18 protein-coding genes are annotated in these 22,188 nt (G+C 37.1%); 14 read left to right on the top strand and 4 right to left on the bottom strand.

Annotated features, from left to right (window positions below):
• Positions 1-18 precede the first annotated feature (18 nt).
• Positions 19-1,665, bottom strand: coding sequence for a UxaA family hydrolase (locus H7U17_RS15850; RefSeq protein WP_186757737.1), 1,647 nt, complete (start codon positions 1,663-1,665; stop codon positions 19-21).
• A 137-nt stretch (positions 1,666-1,802) separates the two neighbouring features.
• Between H7U17_RS15850 and H7U17_RS15855 the strand changes: the two genes are divergently transcribed.
• The 9 genes from H7U17_RS15855 to H7U17_RS15895 all read left to right on the top strand — a co-directional run bounded on the left by H7U17_RS15855 (position 1,803) and on the right by H7U17_RS15895 (position 10,794).
• Positions 1,803-2,798 carry a sugar kinase gene (locus tag H7U17_RS15855; RefSeq protein ID WP_186757738.1) on the top strand — a complete coding sequence of 332 codons (996 nt, stop codon included), beginning with the start codon at positions 1,803-1,805 and terminating at the stop codon, positions 2,796-2,798.
• Positions 2,799-2,807: 9 nt separating this feature from the next.
• A complete protein-coding gene (locus H7U17_RS15860) occupies positions 2,808-3,470 on the top strand; it encodes a bifunctional 4-hydroxy-2-oxoglutarate aldolase/2-dehydro-3-deoxy-phosphogluconate aldolase (protein ID WP_186757739.1) in 663 nt (220 codons plus the stop codon).
• 10 nt (positions 3,471-3,480) lie between these two features.
• A complete protein-coding gene (locus H7U17_RS15865; protein WP_186757740.1) occupies positions 3,481-4,485 on the top strand; it encodes a TRAP transporter substrate-binding protein in 1,005 nt (334 codons plus the stop codon).
• Positions 4,478-4,972, top strand: coding sequence for a TRAP transporter small permease (locus H7U17_RS15870; protein ID WP_186757741.1), 495 nt, complete (start codon positions 4,478-4,480; stop codon positions 4,970-4,972). Before H7U17_RS15865 ends, H7U17_RS15870 begins: the two co-directional genes overlap by 8 nt.
• Before the next feature lie 2 nt (positions 4,973-4,974).
• Complete coding sequence (locus H7U17_RS15875) at positions 4,975-6,270, top strand: TRAP transporter large permease (protein ID WP_186757742.1); 1,296 nt, start codon at positions 4,975-4,977, stop codon at positions 6,268-6,270.
• Between the two features lie 190 nt (positions 6,271-6,460).
• Positions 6,461-7,600, top strand: coding sequence for a BamA/TamA family outer membrane protein (locus H7U17_RS15880; RefSeq protein ID WP_186757743.1), 1,140 nt, complete (start codon positions 6,461-6,463; stop codon positions 7,598-7,600).
• Between the two features lie 298 nt (positions 7,601-7,898).
• Positions 7,899-9,053 (top strand): cysteine desulfurase family protein, encoded by a 1,155-nt coding sequence (locus H7U17_RS15885; RefSeq protein ID WP_186757744.1) that lies wholly within the window; start codon positions 7,899-7,901, stop codon positions 9,051-9,053.
• 18 nt (positions 9,054-9,071) lie between these two features.
• Positions 9,072-10,196, top strand: a complete 1,125-nt coding sequence (locus tag H7U17_RS15890) for an XdhC family protein (RefSeq protein WP_186757745.1) — start codon at positions 9,072-9,074, stop codon at positions 10,194-10,196.
• A 1-nt stretch (position 10,197) separates the two neighbouring features.
• Positions 10,198-10,794, top strand: a complete 597-nt coding sequence (locus tag H7U17_RS15895; protein WP_186757746.1) for a nucleotidyltransferase family protein — start codon at positions 10,198-10,200, stop codon at positions 10,792-10,794.
• 178 nt (positions 10,795-10,972) lie between these two features.
• On the opposite strand, the gene H7U17_RS15900 is transcribed toward H7U17_RS15895, so the two are convergent.
• On the bottom strand, positions 10,973-11,923 hold the full coding sequence (locus tag H7U17_RS15900; protein WP_186757747.1) for an NmrA/HSCARG family protein: 951 nt from the start codon (positions 11,921-11,923) through the stop codon (positions 10,973-10,975).
• Positions 11,924-12,126: 203 nt separating this feature from the next.
• The gene (locus H7U17_RS15905; protein WP_186757748.1) at positions 12,127-12,879 is read right to left on the bottom strand and encodes a glycerophosphodiester phosphodiesterase; all 753 of its coding nucleotides are present in this window, start codon (positions 12,877-12,879) and stop codon (positions 12,127-12,129) included.
• A 499-nt stretch (positions 12,880-13,378) separates the two neighbouring features.
• Between H7U17_RS15905 and H7U17_RS15910 the strand changes: the two genes are divergently transcribed.
• The 5 genes from H7U17_RS15910 to H7U17_RS15930 all read left to right on the top strand — a co-directional run bounded on the left by H7U17_RS15910 (position 13,379) and on the right by H7U17_RS15930 (position 20,867).
• Positions 13,379-13,735 carry a response regulator gene (locus H7U17_RS15910; RefSeq protein WP_186757749.1) on the top strand — a complete coding sequence of 119 codons (357 nt, stop codon included), beginning with the start codon at positions 13,379-13,381 and terminating at the stop codon, positions 13,733-13,735.
• A 135-nt stretch (positions 13,736-13,870) separates the two neighbouring features.
• Positions 13,871-14,194, top strand: coding sequence for a DUF6660 family protein (locus H7U17_RS15915; RefSeq protein WP_186757750.1), 324 nt, complete (start codon positions 13,871-13,873; stop codon positions 14,192-14,194).
• 148 nt (positions 14,195-14,342) lie between these two features.
• A complete protein-coding gene (locus tag H7U17_RS15920; protein ID WP_186757751.1) occupies positions 14,343-18,689 on the top strand; it encodes a CusA/CzcA family heavy metal efflux RND transporter in 4,347 nt (1,448 codons plus the stop codon).
• Positions 18,690-18,759: 70 nt separating this feature from the next.
• The gene (locus tag H7U17_RS15925; protein ID WP_230981451.1) at positions 18,760-19,875 is read left to right on the top strand and encodes an efflux RND transporter periplasmic adaptor subunit; all 1,116 of its coding nucleotides are present in this window, start codon (positions 18,760-18,762) and stop codon (positions 19,873-19,875) included.
• Between the two features lie 209 nt (positions 19,876-20,084).
• Entirely contained in the window at positions 20,085-20,867 is a 783-nt protein-coding gene (locus H7U17_RS15930; RefSeq protein ID WP_394353724.1) for a 3-keto-disaccharide hydrolase, read from the top strand.
• An 86-nt stretch (positions 20,868-20,953) separates the two neighbouring features.
• Here the strand turns inward: H7U17_RS15930 and H7U17_RS15935 are convergent, their stop codons facing one another.
• The gene (locus tag H7U17_RS15935) at positions 20,954-22,138 is read right to left on the bottom strand and encodes a Pycsar system effector family protein (RefSeq protein WP_186757754.1); all 1,185 of its coding nucleotides are present in this window, start codon (positions 22,136-22,138) and stop codon (positions 20,954-20,956) included.
• Positions 22,139-22,188 lie beyond the last annotated feature (50 nt).

The raw sequence follows: 22,188 nt of genomic DNA on the forward strand, positions 1-22,188 counted from the left end.
TAGCTAACATCTAAAATCTTACAATGAAACGCCTCTTTTCCATGGAATAAAATCGTCTTGGTTAAGCTCCATTGCCTTGGCCTTTAAGTTCCCACTAGCAACTTCAATTATATGTTCAAGGATTTCTTCGCCCATCTGCTCGATAGTTTTGTCTCCCGATATTACGCCACCAGTGTTAATATCTATAATATCGGACATCCTTTCGGCCAAACTGTGGTTAGAAGACACTTTCAAAACGGGAGTAACTGGATTGCCGGTTGGCGTACCAAGGCCAGTGGTAAATAAAATCACATTGGCACCAGATCCTGCCATAGCAGTAGTGCTTTCCACATCATTTCCTGGCGTACAAAGTAAATTCAGTCCTGGTTTTGTAACGTATTCTGCATAATCTAGTACGTCCTCGATAGGAGAGGTTCCCCCTTTTTTGGCGGCTCCTGCTGATTTCATTGCATCAGTGATCAAACCATCTTTGATATTTCCCGGGCTTGGGTTCATATCAAAACCCGAACCTACCGCTTCTGCAGACGCAGCATATGCCCTCATCAAGCTGACAAATTTTTCAGCCGACTCATCTGTGGTACATCTATTTATAAGCTCTTGTTCCACGCCACATAGTTCCGGAAACTCTGAAAGAATAGTTTTTCCTCCCAAAGCTACCAACAAGTCAGAAGCATGTCCTACGGCAGGATTGGCAGATATACCAGAGAAGCCATCTGAACCACCACATTCCAGACCAACAGTCAATTTACTTAATGGAGCAGGCTTTCTAGAAATTTGATCAGCCTCCGTCAAAGCCAAAAATGTTTTCTGTATGGCATTGGTTAATAAACGCTCTTCTGTTCCTTCCTTTTGCTGCTCAAATAATAAAACAGGTTTTTTGAGTTCAGGATTGATTTTCTTAAGCTTTTCTTCTAGGATAGCTGGTTGTGCATTTTGGCATCCAAGACTAAGAATCGTAGCGCCGGCAACATTTGGATTATTGATGTATCCCGCTATCAAAGCGCAAAGCATTTCTGAATCTTGCCGAATTCCACCACAACCACCTTGGTGTGTCAAAAATTTTATTCCATCAATATTCTTGAAAATCCTGTTTTTTTGGTCTTGGTCTATCGTTTCTACATTAAGCGCTGCTATCTTTTGCTTATTCCCTTGGGCATATAGCTCTCGCATCTGTTTTACAAAGGCCTTGTATTTATTGGGTTTGGCAAATCCTAATTCTTCGATAAAGGCATCTTTCATGATTTCTATATTCCTGTTTTCACAGAAAACTAATGGAATAACTAACCAGTAATTTGCCGTTCCAACTTGCCCATCTTCGCGATGATATCCCATGAAGTTTCTCTTATTCCATTTGCTTATATCAGGAGCATGCCAAGTTTTGCTTTCTCTCTTACCAGTAAATGCCGATGTTTTATGAGCGACATTTTCGGTTGTAAGGACTTCCCCTTTAGCAATGGGGGACATGGCCTTACCACAAATAATTCCATACATGAAAATTTCTTCCTCAGTGGCTAAGCTTTCTTCAGCAAATTTATGCTTGGCCTTTACCGCATGTGTAAGGATGATTTCTTTTCCCTCGAAATGAATAACTTCTCCTTTTTCAAGATCCTTAAGTGCCACTAAGACATTATCCTTAGGATGAATCTTTAATATTTTATGTGTCATATCTTTAAATATTTACTATATTGCGCAATCGATTGCGCAATTTATGTAATTAAAAAATTAATCTGAATAAAATCAGGAGATTTTTTCTAAACAAATTTATTTTGGCTTTAATTCGGGAAATAAAATAGAAGTTATCAATGGAAAAACGGGTGATTACCTTGGGTGAAATAATGATGAGACTATCCACTCCAGGGCACGAAAGATTTGTTAATTCAAACACATTCAATACAGTATATGGTGGTGCAGAGGCCAATGTAGCAGTATCTCTAGCTTATTGGGGACTGTCTTCAGCTCATGTCACTGCCTTTCCAAACAATGACCTAGGTAAGGCTGCCACACAGTATTTGAGGTTTGCTGGGGTGGATACCTCTTATGTATATTTTGATGAAGGAAGGATGGGATTGTACTTCGTGGAAAACGGTGCTATGCAGCGATCATCAAAAATCATTTATGACCGCTTTGATTCTGTCTTTGCTAATTTTGATCCCAGCAAAATCAATTGGGAAGAAATATTTAAAGGTGCAGATTGGTTTCATTGGACAGGAATTACTCCTGCTATTTCAGCATCTGCATCCCAAATTTGCTTGGAAGCCGTTACGGCTGCCCGCCAATTAGGTGTAAAAATAAGTGGGGACATCAATTATAGAAGAAACTTATGGCAATATGGTATCGGACCGCTGGATATCATGCCAAAACTAATTAATAAATGCGATTTGATTATCGCTGGTTTGACCGATTTCGAGAATTGTATGGACATTCATGAAAAGGATTTTGTGACCGCTTGTAAAAAAGCGCAGGAAAAATCCCCTTCCATCAAGTATGTTTCGACCACATACAGAACTTCTATCAGTGCTTCACACAATAAATTATCAGGAGTCCTTTGGAATGGCAAAGATCTTTTAAAGTCTACCGAGTATGATATGACGCATATTGTGGATAGAGTAGGAGGTGGAGATGCTTTTATGGCCGGACTGATTTATGGTTTGTTAGGTTCATCTGACCAAGAAGCGCTTGACTTTGCCACGGCAGCATCTGTTTTAAAACATTCCATTCCAGGAGATGCAAATTTTGTTTCAGTTGATGAAGTCAAACAGTTAGTTAAAGGAGAAAACGTTGGGAAATTATTAAGATAATAAGCAGATATGATGTTTAATAAAAGTGATATTATAGCAGCCATGGAAGAAACAGGTATGATACCTGTTTTTAATCATAATGATATTGAAGTGGCTAAAGGGGTAATTGATGCCTCATACCGTGCAGGTGTAAGAGTTTTTGAATTTACAAATAGAGGAAACAATTCCCTTGAAGTCTTCAAAGCTTTAAAAGAACACGCCAATCAATTTGAAGGTTTGATTTTGGGTATAGGAACAATTTTTAGTCCAACCGAAGTGGAAGAGTTTTTAGATGCTGGTGCAGATTTTATAGTGTCTCCTGCATTAATTCCTTCAGTCGCCGTTGTTTGTAATAAGCAAGATATTTTGTGGATCCCTGGCTGTGGGACAGTTACAGAGATTTTTAATGCCAAAGAAATGGGCGCCCAAGTCTTCAAAGCCTTTCCAGGAAATGTCCTAGGTCCATCATTTGTTTCTGCTGTAAAAGTGGTTTTACCAGAAATAAAAATCATGCCTACGGGAGGGGTAGAACCTACTGAAGATAATTTAGGAAAATGGTTTAAAGCGGGTGTAAGCTGTGTGGGCATGGGCTCTCAATTATTCAAAAAAGAGTGGATTCAAGAAAAGAAATATACTGCTTTGGAAGAACAGATTGGCAAAGCACTTACAACCATAAAGTCCCTTAAATCCTAAAAGATAAATAATGAGATTTATTAGATCTAAGAAAACAATAACCCAATTTAACCTACTGGTTTTTATTATTATAGCATTACTAAGCTCCTGTAAAGGTCCAGGTGGTAAAACTGTGATAAAGTTAGGTCATGGTCTAGACACTAACCACCCAGTTCATGATGCCATGATCTTTATGGCAAAAAGAGTTGAGGAAAAGTCAAATGGACAAATGAAGGTTCATGTCTATCCTAATGCCCAGCTTGGCAATGAGCGGGAATTGGTAGAATTACTTCAAATTGGAAGTTTGGGCATGACCAAAGTATCCTCGGCGGTAATGGAAAGTTTTGCCCCAAAAATACAGGTTTTGAGTCAGCCTTATTTATTCAAGGATGATAAACATAAAGAAAGGGTACTTAATGGGGAAATCGGTAAAATGCTACTCAATGAAGGTACCCAATTCTGGTTAAAAGGACTATGTTTTTACGATGCTGGTTCAAGAAGTTTTTATACCAAGGACAAACCTGTTGAAAGCCCTGAAGATCTTGTTGGAAAGAAAATTAGGGTCATGGAAAGTAATACGGCCATTAATATGGTAAACAGTCTTGGAGGATCACCGACCCCTGTATCTTGGGGAGAGCTTTATACAGCTTTACAGCAAGGTATTGTGGATGGCGCTGAAAACAACCCTCCAAGTGTGGTGAGTTCAAGGCACTACGAAATCTGTAAATTTTATTCGATTAATGAGCATACTGCTGTACCGGATATGCTGATTGTCAGTACAAAGGTTTGGGAGAGATTGACTGAGAAAGAACAGCAATGGTTACAGGAAGCAGCAGATGAATCTGCTACCTACCAATACAAAATCTGGGCTGAATCTGTTGAAGAATCCATGAAATTGTTGGAGAGTGAAGGTGTGACCATTACCTATCCAGACAAAGAACCTTTCAGAAAGGCTGTTGAGCCCCTGTATGAAACCATCAAACAGGAACAGCCAGAAATGTATGAAATCATTGAAAAAATCAGAAACCATGACTAAACACAGCAGTTCTATTAAGAATGAAATTAACCATCGTGTAGGATATGTACTGATGATCATTATGAGTTTAATGGTTATCAATGTGACTTGGCAGGTACTGTCCAGGTATATTCTGATGTCTCCCAGCTCTTTTACTGATGAATTGTCAAGATTTCTATTGATTTGGTTGGGTATGCTGGGCTCAGCCTATGTTGCAGGACATAATGAACACCTGGCTATAGACATTCTGCCTACTAAACTCACAGGAAAAGCGAAAAATAATTTATTGATATTTATACATATTATCATTCTAGCCTTCGCTGTGCCAGTGATGATTTTTGGAGGGAGTAATTTGGTATATATTACTTATATACTTGGACAAAAATCCAGCACCTTACAAATCCCTTTGGCATATGTATATACCATAATCCCTCTTAGTGGAGTATTGATCACCATCTATCAAATCGCCGATATTAAACTTTTGACCCAACATAAACCAGTAGCCTAATCATGGAATATATAACCATAATTGTTTTAGTATTAAGTTTTATAACCCTTATGGGCCTCGGAGTTCCTGTTGCCTGGAGTTTGGGTTTTAGCAGTTTATTGACACTAATGATTACAGTGGCCACAGTGCCTTCCATGACTACCATAGCTCAAAGAATGGGAGCAGGGCTCAATAGTTTCTCTCTTTTGGCCATTCCTTTTTTCATTTTGGCAGGGGAAATAATGAATAAAGGAGGCATTGCCAATAGATTGATTAATCTTGCCAAAGCCATCACAGGAAGACTTCCAGGTGGATTATTATATGTCAATGTTATTGCAGCGATGCTTTTTGGTGCCATTGCTGGTTCAGCGGTAGCGGCTGCCTCAGCTTTAGGTGGAATTTTAGGTAAAAGGATGGACGAAGAAGGATATCCAAAAGAATTAGGAGTGGCGGTAAATGTAACCTCTTCGACTACAGGTTTAATTATTCCTCCTTCCAACATTCTTATTGTTTACTCTTTGGCTAGTGGTGGGGTATCCATAGGAGCACTCTTTGTTGCCGGTTATATTCCCGGCTTATTTGTAGGACTGTTATTGATGTTAACTGCTGCTTTCTTTATTAGAAAACATAAATTACCACAAGGTGAAACAACCAGCTTCAGTGAATTCGGAAGTGTATTTCTAAAAGCGGCACCTAGCTTGACCTTGCTGGTCATTGTTATTGGAGGTATCGTTGTAGGGATATTTACCGCTACAGAAGCCTCAGCTATTGCTGTTTTATATACCCTTGGTCTATCATTTATTTATGGAGAACTCAAAGTAAAGGATTTACCTGCTATACTGCTTAAATCCTCCTCAACCACTGCCGTTGTAGCATTACTTATTGCTACTTCCATGAGTATGTCATGGGTGATGTCAAGCGAAGATATTCCGCAGTCAATCAGTCAAATCCTACTATCATTAAGTGACAATAAATATATCATCCTTATTATCATTAATTTGACGCTGCTTTTTGTAGGTGTATTTATGGACATGACGCCAGCAGTATTGATTTTTACTCCAATATTCTTGCCTGTTGTGAGCGAATTGGGTATTGATCCTGTTCATTTTGGAATCATCATGGTCCTAAACTTATGTATTGGACTTTGTACTCCACCTGTTGGTTCAGTGCTCTTTATTGGGGTTGGGGTAGCAAAAACTTCCATCGCTAAAGTGGTAAAGCCATTGCTTCCATTCTTCATAGCGATGATCATAGGGTTGATTGTAATTACCTTATTCCCAGAAATGACCTTATGGCTACCCAGTCTATTTGGTTTATAAAATACTATTATTTAAAATTCAAAGCAGTTCTTTTAGGACTGCTTTTTTTGTTGCCATATGATCGATAATAGTTGATCTATCATTTTTTGTCCTGAATTTTAATAATTTGTAATAATTTAAGTTTAGATTTAAACCTCTTTGGAATCATTGCGGTTATAGTACCTTATGATAAAATGATTACCGATCATCAATGAAGAAACTATTTTTATTCAGCCTACTGTTTAGCTGCAGTAGTATCATCCCTTCTTTAGCCCAGGGTCAAGGTTTTATTAAAAGGTATATTAATAAAATCATTAATGATACCAGTGATGTATCCGAGCCCCAATTCCTTCTTTATCCTACTTTAGCCTATTCTCCAGAAACAAGCTGGGAAATAGGATTCAGTTCGCTGTATGTGTATTATGCTAAAAGGGATACCAGCAATCGCCTGAGTGAGATTAATGGATTTACATTTGTTACTTTAGAAGGACAATATGGATTGTGGTTTGATCATGCCAATTATGCGGATAAAGAAGAATGGTTTTTCCTAGGTAGACTTCGCTTCCAACAATTCCCTCTATATTATTATGGTTTGGGTCCTGATACAGGTAATGATTATTTGGCCCTGGTAGATTCAAAACAGCTCTTGATCAAGGAAAGGGTATTGAAAAAGTTGAAAAAGGATTTTTACCTGGGTATGGAACTGGATTTTAATCATTTTGGTGCAGTAGAATTTGAACCCAATGAACCAAACGAAATATTAGACCTGCCCCTTGGCAGTGAAGGGTCTACCAATATTGGTTTGGGCTTAGGCGTAGTTTATGATAATCGGCATAATGTACTGAATGTCAGAAAAGGCCTTTTTTCAGAATTGGCCTATATTAACTATGCCCCCTTTTGGAAGGCAAAGTATGAGTTTAGCACCATTATCTCTGATAATAGGCTTTATCGGCCTATGGGGAAAAACAACGTTTTTGCTGCACAATTATTCGGGCAGTTCAATTCGGGAGAAGTGCCCTTTAATATGACCAGTGCCTTAGGAGGTGAAAGCCAAATGAGAGGTTATTATTATGGACGCTATAGAGATAAGAATTATATTTCAAGTCAAGTGGAATTTAGATTTTTACCCATTCCTTTAGGTTTTACCAAAAGGTTTGGCGCTGCGGTCTTTGCTGGTGCTGGAACTGTATTTCCTGATTTCAGTAATTTATACCTTGATAAGATGGTCTGGTCTGCAGGAGCTGGTTTACGCTTTTTATTATTTCCCAAAAAAGATATATATACCCGTTTGGACTATGCCTTTGGGAATGATACCAGTGGGTTTTATATTTACATAGGAGAAGCTTTTTAATTTATTCAAAAAATTAAACACAAGTTTAACCTCTACCACTTGTGGAAATAGGTAATTGCTGCTATTATTTTTTTGAGGTAATATTTACCTTAATGTAAAAGGCCTTATTCTATAGGCTTTAACCCTAATAACTAATGTCCCTATTTAAGCTTAATAGTGGTTATAATCCCCATAAAAAAGATATTGATCAGGAGATGTACAGCACTTCTGATGGACAAGAACTATTAATTGAATGGGCTTTATTTGTTTGAATAATATCCTTCCTATATTAGAAAAAATTACAACTAAATAAGATTAGATGAATCGGCCAATATATTTAGATTATTGCTCCACTACTCCTTGTGATCCCAAGGTCGTAGAAGCTATGATGCCGTATTTTACTGAATTTTATGGAAATGCCTCCAGTAACGATCATTATTATGGTTGGTTAGCCAAGGAAGCCATTGAAATTTCTAAAGAGCAGATTGGAGACCTTTTAAACTGCAATATTCATGATATATTTTATACCAGTGGGGCAACTGAGGCCATAAACTGGGCTTTAAAGGGTCTTGCAAAAATTGGAAGTCCCAACAAGAAACATTTTATTACTACCCAAGTCGAGCATAGCGCAGTGTTGGAAACTTTCAAATATTTGGAAGATCAAGGGGTAGCAATAAGCTACCTACCCGTCGACCAAAACGGCCAACTGGACCTTGAACTTTTAAAAGCTTCTATTAGAAAGGATACAATTGCCATTTGCTGTATGGCAGCTAATAATGAACTGGGCACCATTTACCCCATTGATAGCATATCAGCTATAGCCAAGAAAAACGATCTCTATTTTATTTCTGATGCTACACAGGCTGTTGGAAAAATCCCAGTGGACCTATCCTTAACAAATGTAGATTTACTGGCCCTTTCTTCCCATAAAATTTATGGTCCAAAGGGAATAGGCGCACTCATAATCAACAACCCGGTATTGAGGAAATCCTTACCAGCCTTTATTCATGGAGGTAAACAGGAAGCAGGCAAAAGAAGTGGAACCATCAATGTTTCAGGAGCGGTAGGATTTGGAAAGGCTGCAGAGCTATGTAAAATTGAATTAATGAAAGGCCAGAATAAGCTTTCTCAATTTCGTGATAAGCTTGAAAATGCGCTACTAGAAATTCCAGGAATAATTATCAATGCCAGAAAAGGAAAAAGATTAGACCATGTCAGTAATATTACAATTGAAAATATTGATGCTGAAACATTGCTTTTGAGTTTAAGCAAAAAACTGGCATTAAGTAGGGGCAGTGCATGCTCATCCATTGTACAAAATCCCTCCCATGTATTGAAAGCTATTGGATTAGAGGATAACAAAGCCTTAAACTCCATAAGAATCAGCCTTGGAAGATTTACAACTGAAGAAGAAGTGGAACAGACTATTGGTCTAATCAGAGAAGCTGTTCATAAGCTGCAGCCAAGCATATAAATACACCCAAAAAAACTGATGAAAGAAACTATCGATATCATTAATGCTTTTGAAAAGGCCTCGGAAAAAGGCCAGTCTACCGCATTGGCCACCGTGGTTAGGGTAGAAGGATCTTCTTACAGAGGAGCAGGGGCAAGAATGCTCATTACTGAGGGTGGGGAACTCAGTGGTGCCATCAGTGGGGGCTGTTTAGAGGGTGACGCCTTAAGAAGAGCCCTAATGGTGATTGTGAAAAACAAACCATTATTGGTCAAATATGACACTTCAGAGGAAAATGGTGATGTATTTGGAGTGGGGCTTGGTTGTGAAGGAATCATTCATGTGTTAATAGAACCAATCAGCGCAAATAAGGCTTCCAATCCAATAGAATATTTAAAGAAATGTGTCAAACAACGCAGTCCCAATATACTAGTAAGTATATATTCCACCAATAATAAGCGCTTTGATAAACAAGGCACATATACTTTAATAAAACAGCAAGATGAGTTAAATAAAATAAATGGAATTGATTGGTCTGAATTTAAAGAGGAAATCAATGATACCTTCATTAAAAAAAAATCCCTGTTCAAAAGCACAAAGATTGAGGGGGAGCAAATTGATATATTTTTTGAATATATACCTCCAAGAATAAAATTACTTATTGCCGGAGCAGGAAATGATGTAATACCATTAGTGGAAGTAGGGGAGATATTGGCTTGGGAAATGATATTACTGGATGGGAGACCAAGTTATGCCAACAAACAGCGCTTCCCAAATTGCCAGTTAATGATAGGTCAACCTGAAAAAGTTTTAAACGAATTAGTAATTGATAGCCAAACAGCCATTTTGTTAATGACGCATAACTATAATTATGATAAAGCCATAATCAAATGGGCGATAGGTAAGGATATACCCTATTTGGGCATGCTAGGACCTAAAAAAAAATGGGCTTTAATGAGGAAAGAACTTATCGCAGAAGGTCTTGACCCCAGCAAGCTTAATATTTATAGTCCAATGGGATTAGATATTGGAGCGGAAAGTGCTGAGGAGATAGTTTTATCAATCCTAGGTGAGATCAAGGCTGTATTTTCAAATAGAAAAGGTGGCTTACTACATAAACAAGAAGGTAGGATCCACCCAAACAGAAAATATAATTTCAAATAGCATGGTTAAACCAAAGGAAATTGATTTTAACATTTTAATATTAGCTGCAGGAAAATCAACAAGACTAGGTCGGGCGAAACAACTTTTGAAATTCAAGGGTAAAAGCTTATTGCAAAATACAATCGACGCTTGTGCTGACTTAGGTTCAAAGGAAATTATTGTAGTTCTAGGGGCTCATTCAGATCAAATTAAGTCCCAACTTGATTTAAATAAGATCAGTTTACTTTATAATCCCGACTATGAATCAGGATTAGCAAGTTCAATTTCCATAGGAATGAAATATTTGGAAGGCCAGTCCAAGGCTACTTTAATCCTGGTTTGTGATCAAGCCTATATCCATGCTCGTCATTTGCAGAATTTAGTCAATACATGGAGGAATCATATCACTAAAATAATTTGTAGCAGCTATTCTCAGACCATTGGGGTTCCAGCTATTTTTCCTAGTACGTATTATAATGATTTAATGCATCTAAAGGGCGATAAGGGAGCAAAAATGATCTTGCTAAAACATAAATATAATTTAATCTCATTGCCATTTGAAGGAGGAGAAGTAGACATAGATACAGAACAAGACTATAATAATTTACTAGCTAACTAGGTGGAATTCACATCGCTTTTCTTTAAGTCAACTATGAAGGCGCAAAGAGTAGAAACATTTGATATATACTATTTCTTTTATGCTCTTAGCGCAACTTTTGATAACTCTATCTGAAACTTTTTGCGCAATATGGAAAAAAGACAAAGCCAAACTTCAATTGAAATTTGGCTTTAACTATTCAATCCATGGGTACCTTTTCCCCATACTTAATTAACCAGTCATTGAAAGTTTTCAATTCAGGATTAAGCTCTTTTGAAAGTCCCACATCCCTATGGCGATTACAGACATCCTCAAAATCCCTGTAAAACTGAAACATATTTCCCAAGTCATCCGCTCCAGGAAAATCAAAACTTCTATAAGTATCTGGACTTACATTATTATAAATGACCTCTTTTCCAAGATGCTTGGTAAATGCCGTAGCCATTTCTGATCCAGTCAGTTTTTCACCAGCTACTCCCACAGTCTGACCGATCATAGATTTACCCTTTTTAAAAATTCCATAGGCACACTTACCAATATCTTCAGAAGCAATTCCTGCCATTTTCTTATCATCGAGGGGGAAAGTCAAATAGTATTTACCATCTTCTCCTTTTTGAGGCCCACTACCGAAATAAATAAAATTATCCCAATAAAATGATGCCATCAAAAAAGTAGTGGGAATACCTAAGTCCTTGAATAAATGATTAGCTTCTCCTTTCATATCGAAATGAGGAACTTTAAATTTTCCCTGTAAAGTAGGCATTCGATCATCCTCAAGGGGAACATACTTGCGGGTGTCTTCCAGTGTTGACCAAATTACATGTTGTAAACCACATTCCTTAGCAGCCTCGGCCATATATTTGGCATGCTGATACTCTTTTTCAGGAGAAAAGTGGTCCCAAAAAAATGTAACTAAATAAGCGCCATAAGCACCATTCATTGCACCTATAATACTGGCACGATCATCAACATCAGCCTCAACTACTTCTGCACCGAGATCACTTAATGCTTTGGCTTTATCTGAACTTTTGTTTCTTGTAACTGCTCTAACAGTAAATTCACTATTAGGGTCTTTTAGGATAGCCCTGGCAAGCCCACCACCTTGCGCACCAGTTGCACCCATTATGGTAATGATTTTTTTATCAGACATAATTAGAAAGATTATAAAATGAATACTAAAGAAAATCCAGCCTTTGTAAATTAATGGTGGTGGCTTTTGGCTGAGAATTGACTTAATTATGCTTATAATTTACATATTTTAAGTAGTAAAATCTTCAAAATGTCCAGAGAAATTTAGTTAAGATCGAGTAAATCAGAGAAAAGGGTATTATTAAGATAAAGGTAACTTTTTGATTAGCGTGCTTCTTTTTGAATAAGTGCCAATAGTTTTTCTGGCTCATCCGTAGTGATAAAATCAACATTATTCTCCAGCAGCCAAATCATATCTTCTTCCTTATTGACAGTCCAAGCATTTATGGTTAATGCTAAATCCTGAGCTTCTTTGATCCATTCAGGATTATTTCTCAAGACCTTGATATTATAATCAAATCCAAAAAAACCTGCCTCGGAAAGTTCTGCTGGAGTTTTATCTCCCTTTAAATAAGCAACTCTTGAATTCGAGTCAAGATTAATAATCTTCAAACCTGCTTCATAACTAAACGTAATAAAATCCACCCATTTCTCAGCATTAAGCGCATTGACCATTTCTAGGGACTTTTCTGCAATGAATTGACTTCTTTCCACACCAAGTTTAGAAGGTTTAATTTCAAAAACCAGTTTTGTTTTGGATTGCTCCATTCCAGCCAATAAATATTCCTCTACAGTAGGCAGCTTTTCTCCATTGGAATGATGCTTGGATAGCAGCTCCTGATAATTATGATGTTCTATTTCCATTCCCTCAAAATCCGCATCATGATTTACCACTAAGACACTGTCCTTGGTCATCCATACATCAAATTCAGTCCCTTCACAGCCCAATTCGATGGCTTTTTCCAATGAAGCTAATGAATTCTGTGGCAAGTCATTGCTCTTCCAAGCCCCTCGATGTGCAATTACTTTATTATCATTAAAATGCGCTGATTCACAGGACACTAAAAATATTAACATAATTAAAAGTGGATACAGAATACTTAGCTTTGAACTCATAATGTATAGTTATTTTTTAAATGGATAAATTTTCAGACAATTCTACAAAAAAACAATTTAACCCCTTTTTAGTTATTAATTATTGACAATTAATTAACACAAAAAAAATTCCTCTTTCTGAGCAATACTAAATTAATCAACTGAAAATACTCTTAAATCCGATGTTAAAATTTACCTTACACCCAATTGTAAAATACTTATATAATTTAAAACTTATTGAGGTTTTTTGTTTATACTTATTTATTTTTCTAAATACATTTCTATTTTTGCCAATCTTTAACAATACACAATAAGAAACGCTTATTGGCGAAAAAAGAAAATAGTCTTAAAGTCCTATTTCCCTACAATATTATCTTTTTCTGAGTTGTCCCCTCCCTGAATTTTTTGGTATTCCCGTACCATATTTGATTACCGAATTATAGAGGATAGGACGGATATGTCACCCGAAACTTAGTCACCCATGTCTAAAATTTTAATACTCGAAAAGGATAAAAACTTTTCAAGTAACATCTGTGAAATTTTGGAATTATATGAATACAAAACAGAACAGTGTTACGAAGCAAAAAATATAGAAAACCAAATCACCGAATTTGGTCCAGACTTATTGATCATTTCTATATCCATTGACTATGGTCAATCAGGAATTAAGATCATGAAGAAATTAATTCCTGAATATGATCTACCAGTGATATTGATCAGTGATACTTATCTGGCAGAAATTTTCAATAGTGAATTGAAAGGAATAAATAATTACATCATTATTAATAAACCATTTTCAGCCAATGAATTAATAAAAGGAGTTAAAACTTTGATTTAATTATAAGCACTAGGTCAAGGGCAGGTAGTTTATACACATTAAATAATACATAAGGCTTCACGCAATGGGGCTACATCTGTGGATTAATTAACTTTTGCAAACCTATTGCACGGGTTTTATGGATATATTTGTTTAATGAAATGGATGGTAATCATATTGAGGTACTATTTATTTGCCCTAATGTTATTCCCTTGTGGTGATGAGCAAGTAGGAGCAGAATTAGATGCTATTGATACGGTTTTACTGTCCCAAGATGAGGGCCATCAAGACCACAGTGAGCATGATGATTGTTCTCCACTTTGTGTGTGTCATTGTTGTCACCTGCATTATGTTGTCCATGATCATAATGAAATTCAATTCTTAAAACCATATTCGATCTTCAGTAAAGTATATCTATCAGATATTCCTGAGGATCAGGTAAAAGATTTTTTGAAGCCTCCTAAATTTTATTTTGCATAAACACTGACTCATTTTATCATCAGAGTCAAAACCATTCATTATTATCCAAATCAATTCCTGTGATCAATATCTCTCAAGAAGAAAAGATATATGCTTTGCCTTATATCAATAAGAGATAGTTGAAAGAGGGATTTAAATCCTATTATTTATGATTAATCAGCTTATAGATTTTTCTATAAAGAATAAGCTAATTATATCACTGTTTACCATTGTTCTTATTATTGCTGGTATATGGGCCGTTAAGCAAATACCAATAGACGCCGTACCAGATATAACCAATAACCAAGTTCAGGTAATCACCCAAGCACCAAACTTGGGTACAGAAGATATAGAGCAATTTATCACTTATCCAGTTGAGCTGGCCATGGCTAACTTGCCAGGAGTCAAAGAAGTCAGATCAGTTTCAAGATTTGGACTATCATTGGTAACCATTGTATTCGACGATGATATGGATACCTATTTGCCACGGCAGCTCGTCGCAGAAAAGCTCAATGAAGTCAGGGATGAGATTCCTGTTGGTTTCGGAGCGCCTATGATCGGACCAATTTCCACCGGTCTTAGTGAAATCTACCAATACACCTTGGAAGTTGATCCATCATATAAAAACACCTATAGTACTACAGATTTGAGAACTATCCAGGACTGGATTATCATGAGACAAATGGCCATGGTTCCTGGAGTAGTAGAAGTAAATGCTTTTGGCGGAAAGATCAAACAATATGAAGTAGCTGTAGCACCCGATGAATTACGCGCGATTGGCATCAATATTCTAGATATTTATGAGGCCCTGCAAAAGAACAACCAAAATACTGGTGGGGCATATATAGAAAGAAACCATCAAGCTAATTTCATTAGGGGCGAGGGCTTGGTTAGAAACCTTAATGAAATAAGGAATATTATTATCAGCAATGAAGATGGACTGCCAATCAAGATCAAAGATGTTGCAGATGTAAGGTATGGTCATGCTGTCCGCTATGGTGCCTTCACAAAAAATGGAGAAGGAGAGGCCGTAGGTGGAATGATCTTAATGCTAAAAGGGGCCAATTCGGACAAAGTAATCACTGATGTCAAATCTAGGATTGAACAAATCCAAGAATCATTACCTGAAGGCATCAAAATAAAACCATTTCTAGATCGTAGCAAGCTGGTGGATAAAACCACCAACACTGTAACAACTAACCTTTTGGAAGGAGGGCTGATCGTAATTTTCATCCTGGTATTATTATTGGGAAATTGGCGAGGGGGATTAATCGTAGCTTCAACCATCCCTTTGAGTCTATTGTTTGCTTTTATCATGATGAAGGTCTTTGGTGTTTGGGCCAATTTAATGAGTCTTGGAGCTATAGATTTTGGGATTATAGTAGATGGCGCTGTCATCATAGTTGAAAGCACCGTGTTCTTATTGTACAGTAAAATTAAGCAAGGCAAAGAACTTAATGCCAAATTAAAAGATAAGGTCTCTAGCACTGCGTCCAAAAGAATGATGAATTCTGCCTTCTTTGGGCAATTGATCATTTTGATTGTTTTTCTTCCCATTCTTACTTTGGAAGGCGTAGAAGGTAAAATGTTCAAGCCAATGGCCTTAACATTCATTTTTGCGATGATCGGTGCCATGTTACTGTGCTTGACCTATGTCCCCATGATCTCTTCGGTTTTTATAAAAGCCAGTAAAAACCCAACATCAAAAAGCTGGGGGGACAAAATCGTGTTGGCAGTAGAAAATACTTATTTGCCTTTACTACAGTGGTCACTAAAACGAACTAAATGGATAATAGGATTTTCTTTGATCTTGTTTTCGATGGCCATTTATTCTTTTACAAAAATGGGAGGAGAATTTATCCCCCAACTGGACGAAGGAGATATTGCATTTCATATTATGTTACAGCCGGGCAGTGCACTATCCGAATCATTGGAAACTTCCACGAAAATTGAGCAGATCATCTTAGACAATTTTCCGGAAGTGGAACAGGTAATGAGCAGGTTTGGAGTAGCCGATGTCCCTACTGATCCTATGCCAATGGATATCGCGGACTGTTTTATTATCCTCAAGCCAAAATCCGAATGGGTTTCTGCAGAAACCAAAGAGGAATTGATCAACAAAATAAAGGAAAAAATCAGTGTGGTTCCTGGGGTGAATTATGAGTTTACCCAGCCCATAGAGATGAGATTTAATGAATTGCTTACTGGGGTTAGAGAAGATATCGCCATTAAGCTCTTTGGAGATGATCTGGACCTATTGGCCCAAAAGGCACAAGAAATAGGCAGTTTGATCAATGGAATAGAAGGCGTAGCAGATTACAGGGTAGAGGCAACAACTGGCTTGCCTCAAATGACAGTGGATTATGAAAGGGATAAATTGGCTCAATATGATCTAAACGTTGAAGATATCAATGCCGTCATTCAAACAGCATTTGCCGGTAAAAAAGCAGGGGTGATTTTTGAAGGGGAGAAAAGATTTGATTTGGTTCTGCGTTTAGACACCCTTTATAGAACTCAAATCAATGATGTAAAAAACCTTTATGTTAATACACAAAATGGTTCCCAGATACCGATGAAGGAAATAGCTAAGGTAAGCTACCAAGCAGGCCCAATGCAAATCAGTAGGGATAACACTAATCGTAGGACCTATGTCGGGATCAATGTAAGAGGCCGAGATATAAAATCCTTGGTAAATGAAATTCAGGAAAAATTAAAAGCTGAATTGGAATTGCCACCTGGATATTATATCCGTTATGGAGGTGCATTTGAAAACTTTGAGCGTGCTACATCTAGGTTAGTTTTGGTAGTTCCAATTGCTTTAGCTTCCATATTTATCCTCATATTCTTTGCATTGCGATCGATCAAACAAGCTTTTATGATCTTCATAGCCATTCCTCTGGCCTCAATTGGAGGTGTATTCTCTCTATGGTTAAGGGACATGCCCTTCAGTATTTCAGCCGGAGTTGGATTTATAGTTCTTTTTGGGGTGGCTGTCTTAAATGGACTAGTAATGATCAATGGGTTAAATGAACTTAAAATTGAAGACAGGTTAAACTTATACGACAGGATACAGCAGGGAACCAGAAGAAGAATACGACCGATATTATTGACAGCCCTTACTGATATACTTGGATTTTTCCCCATGGCCCTTTCTGCCACTGCAGGTGCCGAAGTTCAAAGGCCATTGGCAACCGTGGTTATTGGAGGATTGATAAGCAGTACATTGCTGACATTGTTTGTACTTCCCGTATTGTACCAATGGGTAGAGAAGAAAAGTATTACTTTAACCTTTCCAAAGCTAGGAACCGTTGTGCTAATGGTAGGCCTGTTCATAGGCTCACAAACTACTAATGCACAAAGTCAGGACAGTATACCAAGTCTTAGTTTGAATGAAGCCTTAGAAATGGCCAAAAGCAATTATCCATTGATCAGTAAAGCCCAAATGGAAGTTGATAAGCAAGAGGCCATGAAGAAAAGTGCTTGGGATATGGGAAATACTCAGGTATTTACTGGTGGTGAAGAATTGCTCGAGGGAGAAGGGATCTACACGAGGATTGGAGTGATGCAGCAGCAAATGGATATTTTGGGTATACCCTCAAAGGTGAAATATCAAAAACAAAAAGTAATCCTTGCTGAAGCTGCAAAACACCTATCTGAACTGGAGTTAAACATTGAGGTCAGTAAGGCTTTTGCTAATTTATATATTGCCAAAAGGAAATTATTACTTTATTCCCACTTGGATACGCTCTTTCAGAAATTCAGTAAGGCTGCAAAGATTAGATGGGAAACTGAAGCTACCAGTAAGTTGGAATGGCTAACTGCCCAGAACAAAGCCAAACAGATAAGTATCCAAAAGCAACAAGCCTTCCACGATTATAATATTGCCGAACAGAAGTTCAATTTATGGTTAGTAAGTGATGAACACTATACCATCACCGTTGAAAATGAATCAATGCTTTTGGAGAAATTTTCTAGAAATGCACAGCAGCTAGACCAGCATCCAAGCATCGTACTTTCTTCGGAGAAAAAGGAATTGGTAAATAGGGCTTTGAAAAAAGCAAAAGCAGCCTACCTTCCTACTATAAGTGGCCAATATGGATGGCAAAGTATCAATGGTGCTTCTGGATACCGGGCCTTTCAAATAGGCTTAAACATCCCTTTGGCTTTTAATGTCAACCAGGCAAAAGTTCAAAGTGCAAAAATCAATGTAGAGCAGTTAAGTAAGGATTACCAAGAGCAGTTAATCAAGCTCAATACGGCTTTTTCAAACAGCTTGGAAGCAATGACAAAGTGGAAAACTTCCTATGAATATTATCAGGAAGAGGCCTTACCCTTAGCCATAGAACAGGAAAGGGGAGCTCAACTGGCTTACAAGGAAGGAGCAATAGATTATGTAACCTTCTTAGAAAATATCAATACGGTCATGGATATCAAGATAGGGGCATTGAAAACTTTAGAAAAATACCTGATAAGCAGGGTGAATTTGTCCTATTTTGAAACCCCAATAAATTATTAAAACAATGAATTTCAATAACATATATAGTTTGTTAATAATAGTGTTCCTAAATGCATGTAATTCAGGGACCATGGATAATTCAAAAACCATTGAATCCAATTCAAACAGCCATACTGATCATGACAAAAATGAAGGAGTTTATTTAACATCAGATCAGGTTAAGACTTTGGGTATCGAAATAGACAGCATTCCCAAAAGGATCATGAATGGCATAGTAGAAGCAAATGGTGTATTAGAAGTACCACCACAAAATGAAGCCAATATAACTGCTATCATAGGAGCCAACATTAATAATATTAAAGTTATAGAAGGGGATAAAGTCGGTAAAGGACAAATATTGGCCTACGTAAGCCATCCTGAATTAATCCAGCTTCAAATAGATTACCAGCAAAAATGGAATGAATTAAAGTTTATGAACCAAGAATATGACAGGCAGCAAATACTTTATGAAAACGAAGTTGGATCTGGAAAAGACCTCCAAAGAATTAAGGCCAATCTGGCTGGACTTAATGGAAATGTAAAAGGAATGGAAAGCCAATTAAATTTATTGGGTATAGCTCCTAAAAGGGTTCAAGAAGGAGAAATACTCCAATACATCCCAATAAAAAGTACCATTTCAGGATATATCAAGAAAGTACATATCAAAACCGGACAATATGTATCTCCTCAGTTTACCATGTTTGAAGTAGTCAATATAGAGCATATCCATGCCGACCTAATGGTATTTGAAAAGGATATCTACAAGGTCAAAAAAGGTCAAAAAGTGAGATTCAAGGTGCAAACGCTTCCAGATGACGAACTGTATGCAGAAGTATATGCTGTAGGAAAATCTTTTGAGGAGAAACCAAAGGCAGTGCATATTCATGCCGAAATAGAGAACAAAAAAGGTCTTTTAATACCTGGCATGTATGTTCGAGGACAGGTTTTAACCGAAGGGATAACAGGATACGCTGTAAAGGAAGCTGCTATTGCCAAATCAGGTGAAAAAGACTATTTGTTTGCTGCAAATAAAACAGGTGATGAATGGCATTTTGTGCCTGTAGAGGTTTTACTTACAGAAAGTAATGACAATTGGAAAGCCGTTCAGTTCCTCAACCCAGCTGATAGAAATAAAAAATATATTATGAATCAGGCTTATTATATCATGGCTGAAATGAACAAAGGTGAAGGAGGACATCAACATTAGAACCATAAAAATGATCTGGGTTCTTTTTAGCAAATAAGACCGCATCAATTCCTGCTAAGGTATGAGAAGGTACTGTCTCAACTAGGTGTTAAATAAATTTCATTCCTATAGACAGTCCCTGATTACCTCTGATAAAAAAGCTTTTCGATTTATGCTAAATTGATTTACTTGTTTTATATATTTAGAAAGTATAAAGTAAGTAAATCAAAATGAATATATCCAAAACGACCTTTTATCAACTCTCTTGTTTCATTCTTTTATTTTTCACTATCAAATCCAGTATGGCTCAAATAGGAGTAGGGGCAGAAAAACCACATAGCGCCAAGTGGCTCTTTAATGGAACACGGGAAATGCTGGATGATAAATGGACCTATTGGGAAGGACCGCGATTGAAAGCTTCCTTACCTATAAAATGGCAGCTATCAGAAGATCCAATCCATAAGGGTATGGTCTTAAACACTTATGACGAAAGTGCGGCTAATGGACTTTACGGTGCCGCAGATATTGTGACCAAAGAGAAGTTCAGGGATTTTAGATTGCACATCGAATTTCTCATACCTCATGAAGGAGGTAATAGTGGAGTTTATTTACAAAACAGGTATGAAATCCAAGTTTTGGATGGAGATACTACCAGCCATGGCATGGCAGCGATTATCAATGAAAAGTCGGCACCTTACCATATCTATAATGGTTTGAAAAAATGGAATGCATACGATATCCAATTTCGTGCGGCTCGGTTTGATAAGCAAGGGGAATTAATCGAGCGACCTTTGGTGACCATCTATTTTAATGGAGTTAAAATCCATGAAAACGAATATATTCAACAAGTCTGGGGAGGGCCTAATTCAGGTTTAGACGGTGGAAATGACGGAGGGAAGGGAATAACTGACCGCCCAGGTGGCCTAAAACTCCAATCTGAAGGCCATGAAGTTTTATATAGAAATATCTGGATCGAGAATTTGGATATAAAAAAGTCTGATACCAACTTTTAATATGAACTAATAAATAGAAGAGTTAAGTCCAGCATTTTGAAAAATGTTATTTACAAAATGCTGGCTACTCGTATTCCTACTTACGGCTAGTAGGTATCCACTGGAAAGAATATAGTAGCAACAGCAAATGCCAAAATAGAAAGAATAAACCCGAACATAAACACGGTATAACTTTTCCTCAGGAGCACATATTTTTTGGCCAATACCTTTCCTAAAAAATATATATCTCTGGTCATGCTTCCATATAAATAATCTGCATTACCCAACATTTTTCCCATGCCATATTCATACTCACTTAAAGTCATTTCATGAAAATTACCAAAGTAAAGCAGGTTACCTTCCTTTTTATCTATGGTTTCCTTAGTTACTTTTCCTGAAGTTACATTAGGTCGTGTAGCCAAAATAGCAAACACCATTGTTACAAGACTTGTTGCAAGCAACATAGTGGTAGGAATAATATAATTAGGGTATTCCTCCAATTTCCTGAGCAACACGGACACGATTATAGTCAAAATTATTGAATTGACTGAAATCATAATATTTGCCTTATTATCGGCGATAGAGGAGAGTTCTAGGTGATTTCTAGAGGTCGTTCTAAAAAGTGTTTCAACACCTCTTTCTGCTTTCTTTTTTTTGGACTTCTTTTTATCCGATTTTAAATCTGATTGTTCTATTTTCTCTACCAAGGTCTCTATATTCTTTTGTTTTCCAGTTTGGCACTTTTGTTGACAATATTCCGTGTGATACCGATGTTTGTTCAGAAATATCAAATTGGAACGAAGCCAAGATTTGACATCCATATCCAACAGTTTCATTTCAATCAATTCATCTCTTAATTTGAGTGATCTTTGAAAATAAGCATCGCTAGCCAAATGAGAAAGATCGGCATCACATAGAATCTTTTCTATCAATTTAGATGGACTTTGTGGCATTTGGGTCGAGTAAATGCAAGCCTGAACCTTATCAATAAAATCTTGCCCTACCTCATTTTCCAATAAAAAATCCCTAGCTATTTTTGCCCCTTCACTTTCATGGTTTTCCAGCTTTGCCCGGGACCAACAGCCCACGTCATGAAACCAAGCAGCCACCATTAGTATTAACTTTTCTTCTTCAGCAAGGTCGTAATATGAGCTAATTTCTTCACTGGCCTTCACCACATCTTTGGTATGTTCCAAGTTATGGTATTTGAAAAGCTTTTGGTTACTGTCTTTATAAAGTGCTTTTACATAAGTCTCTACCTTATAAAGTAAATTAATATTAACTTCTTCCATATTAATATAAATACTTAGAATGAACTAAATTTAACAGTAATATCTTAGTA

Origin of the sequence: Echinicola salinicaeni (assembly GCF_014280965.1) — a bacterium.
GTDB lineage: Bacteria > Bacteroidota > Bacteroidia > Cytophagales > Cyclobacteriaceae > Echinicola > Echinicola salinicaeni.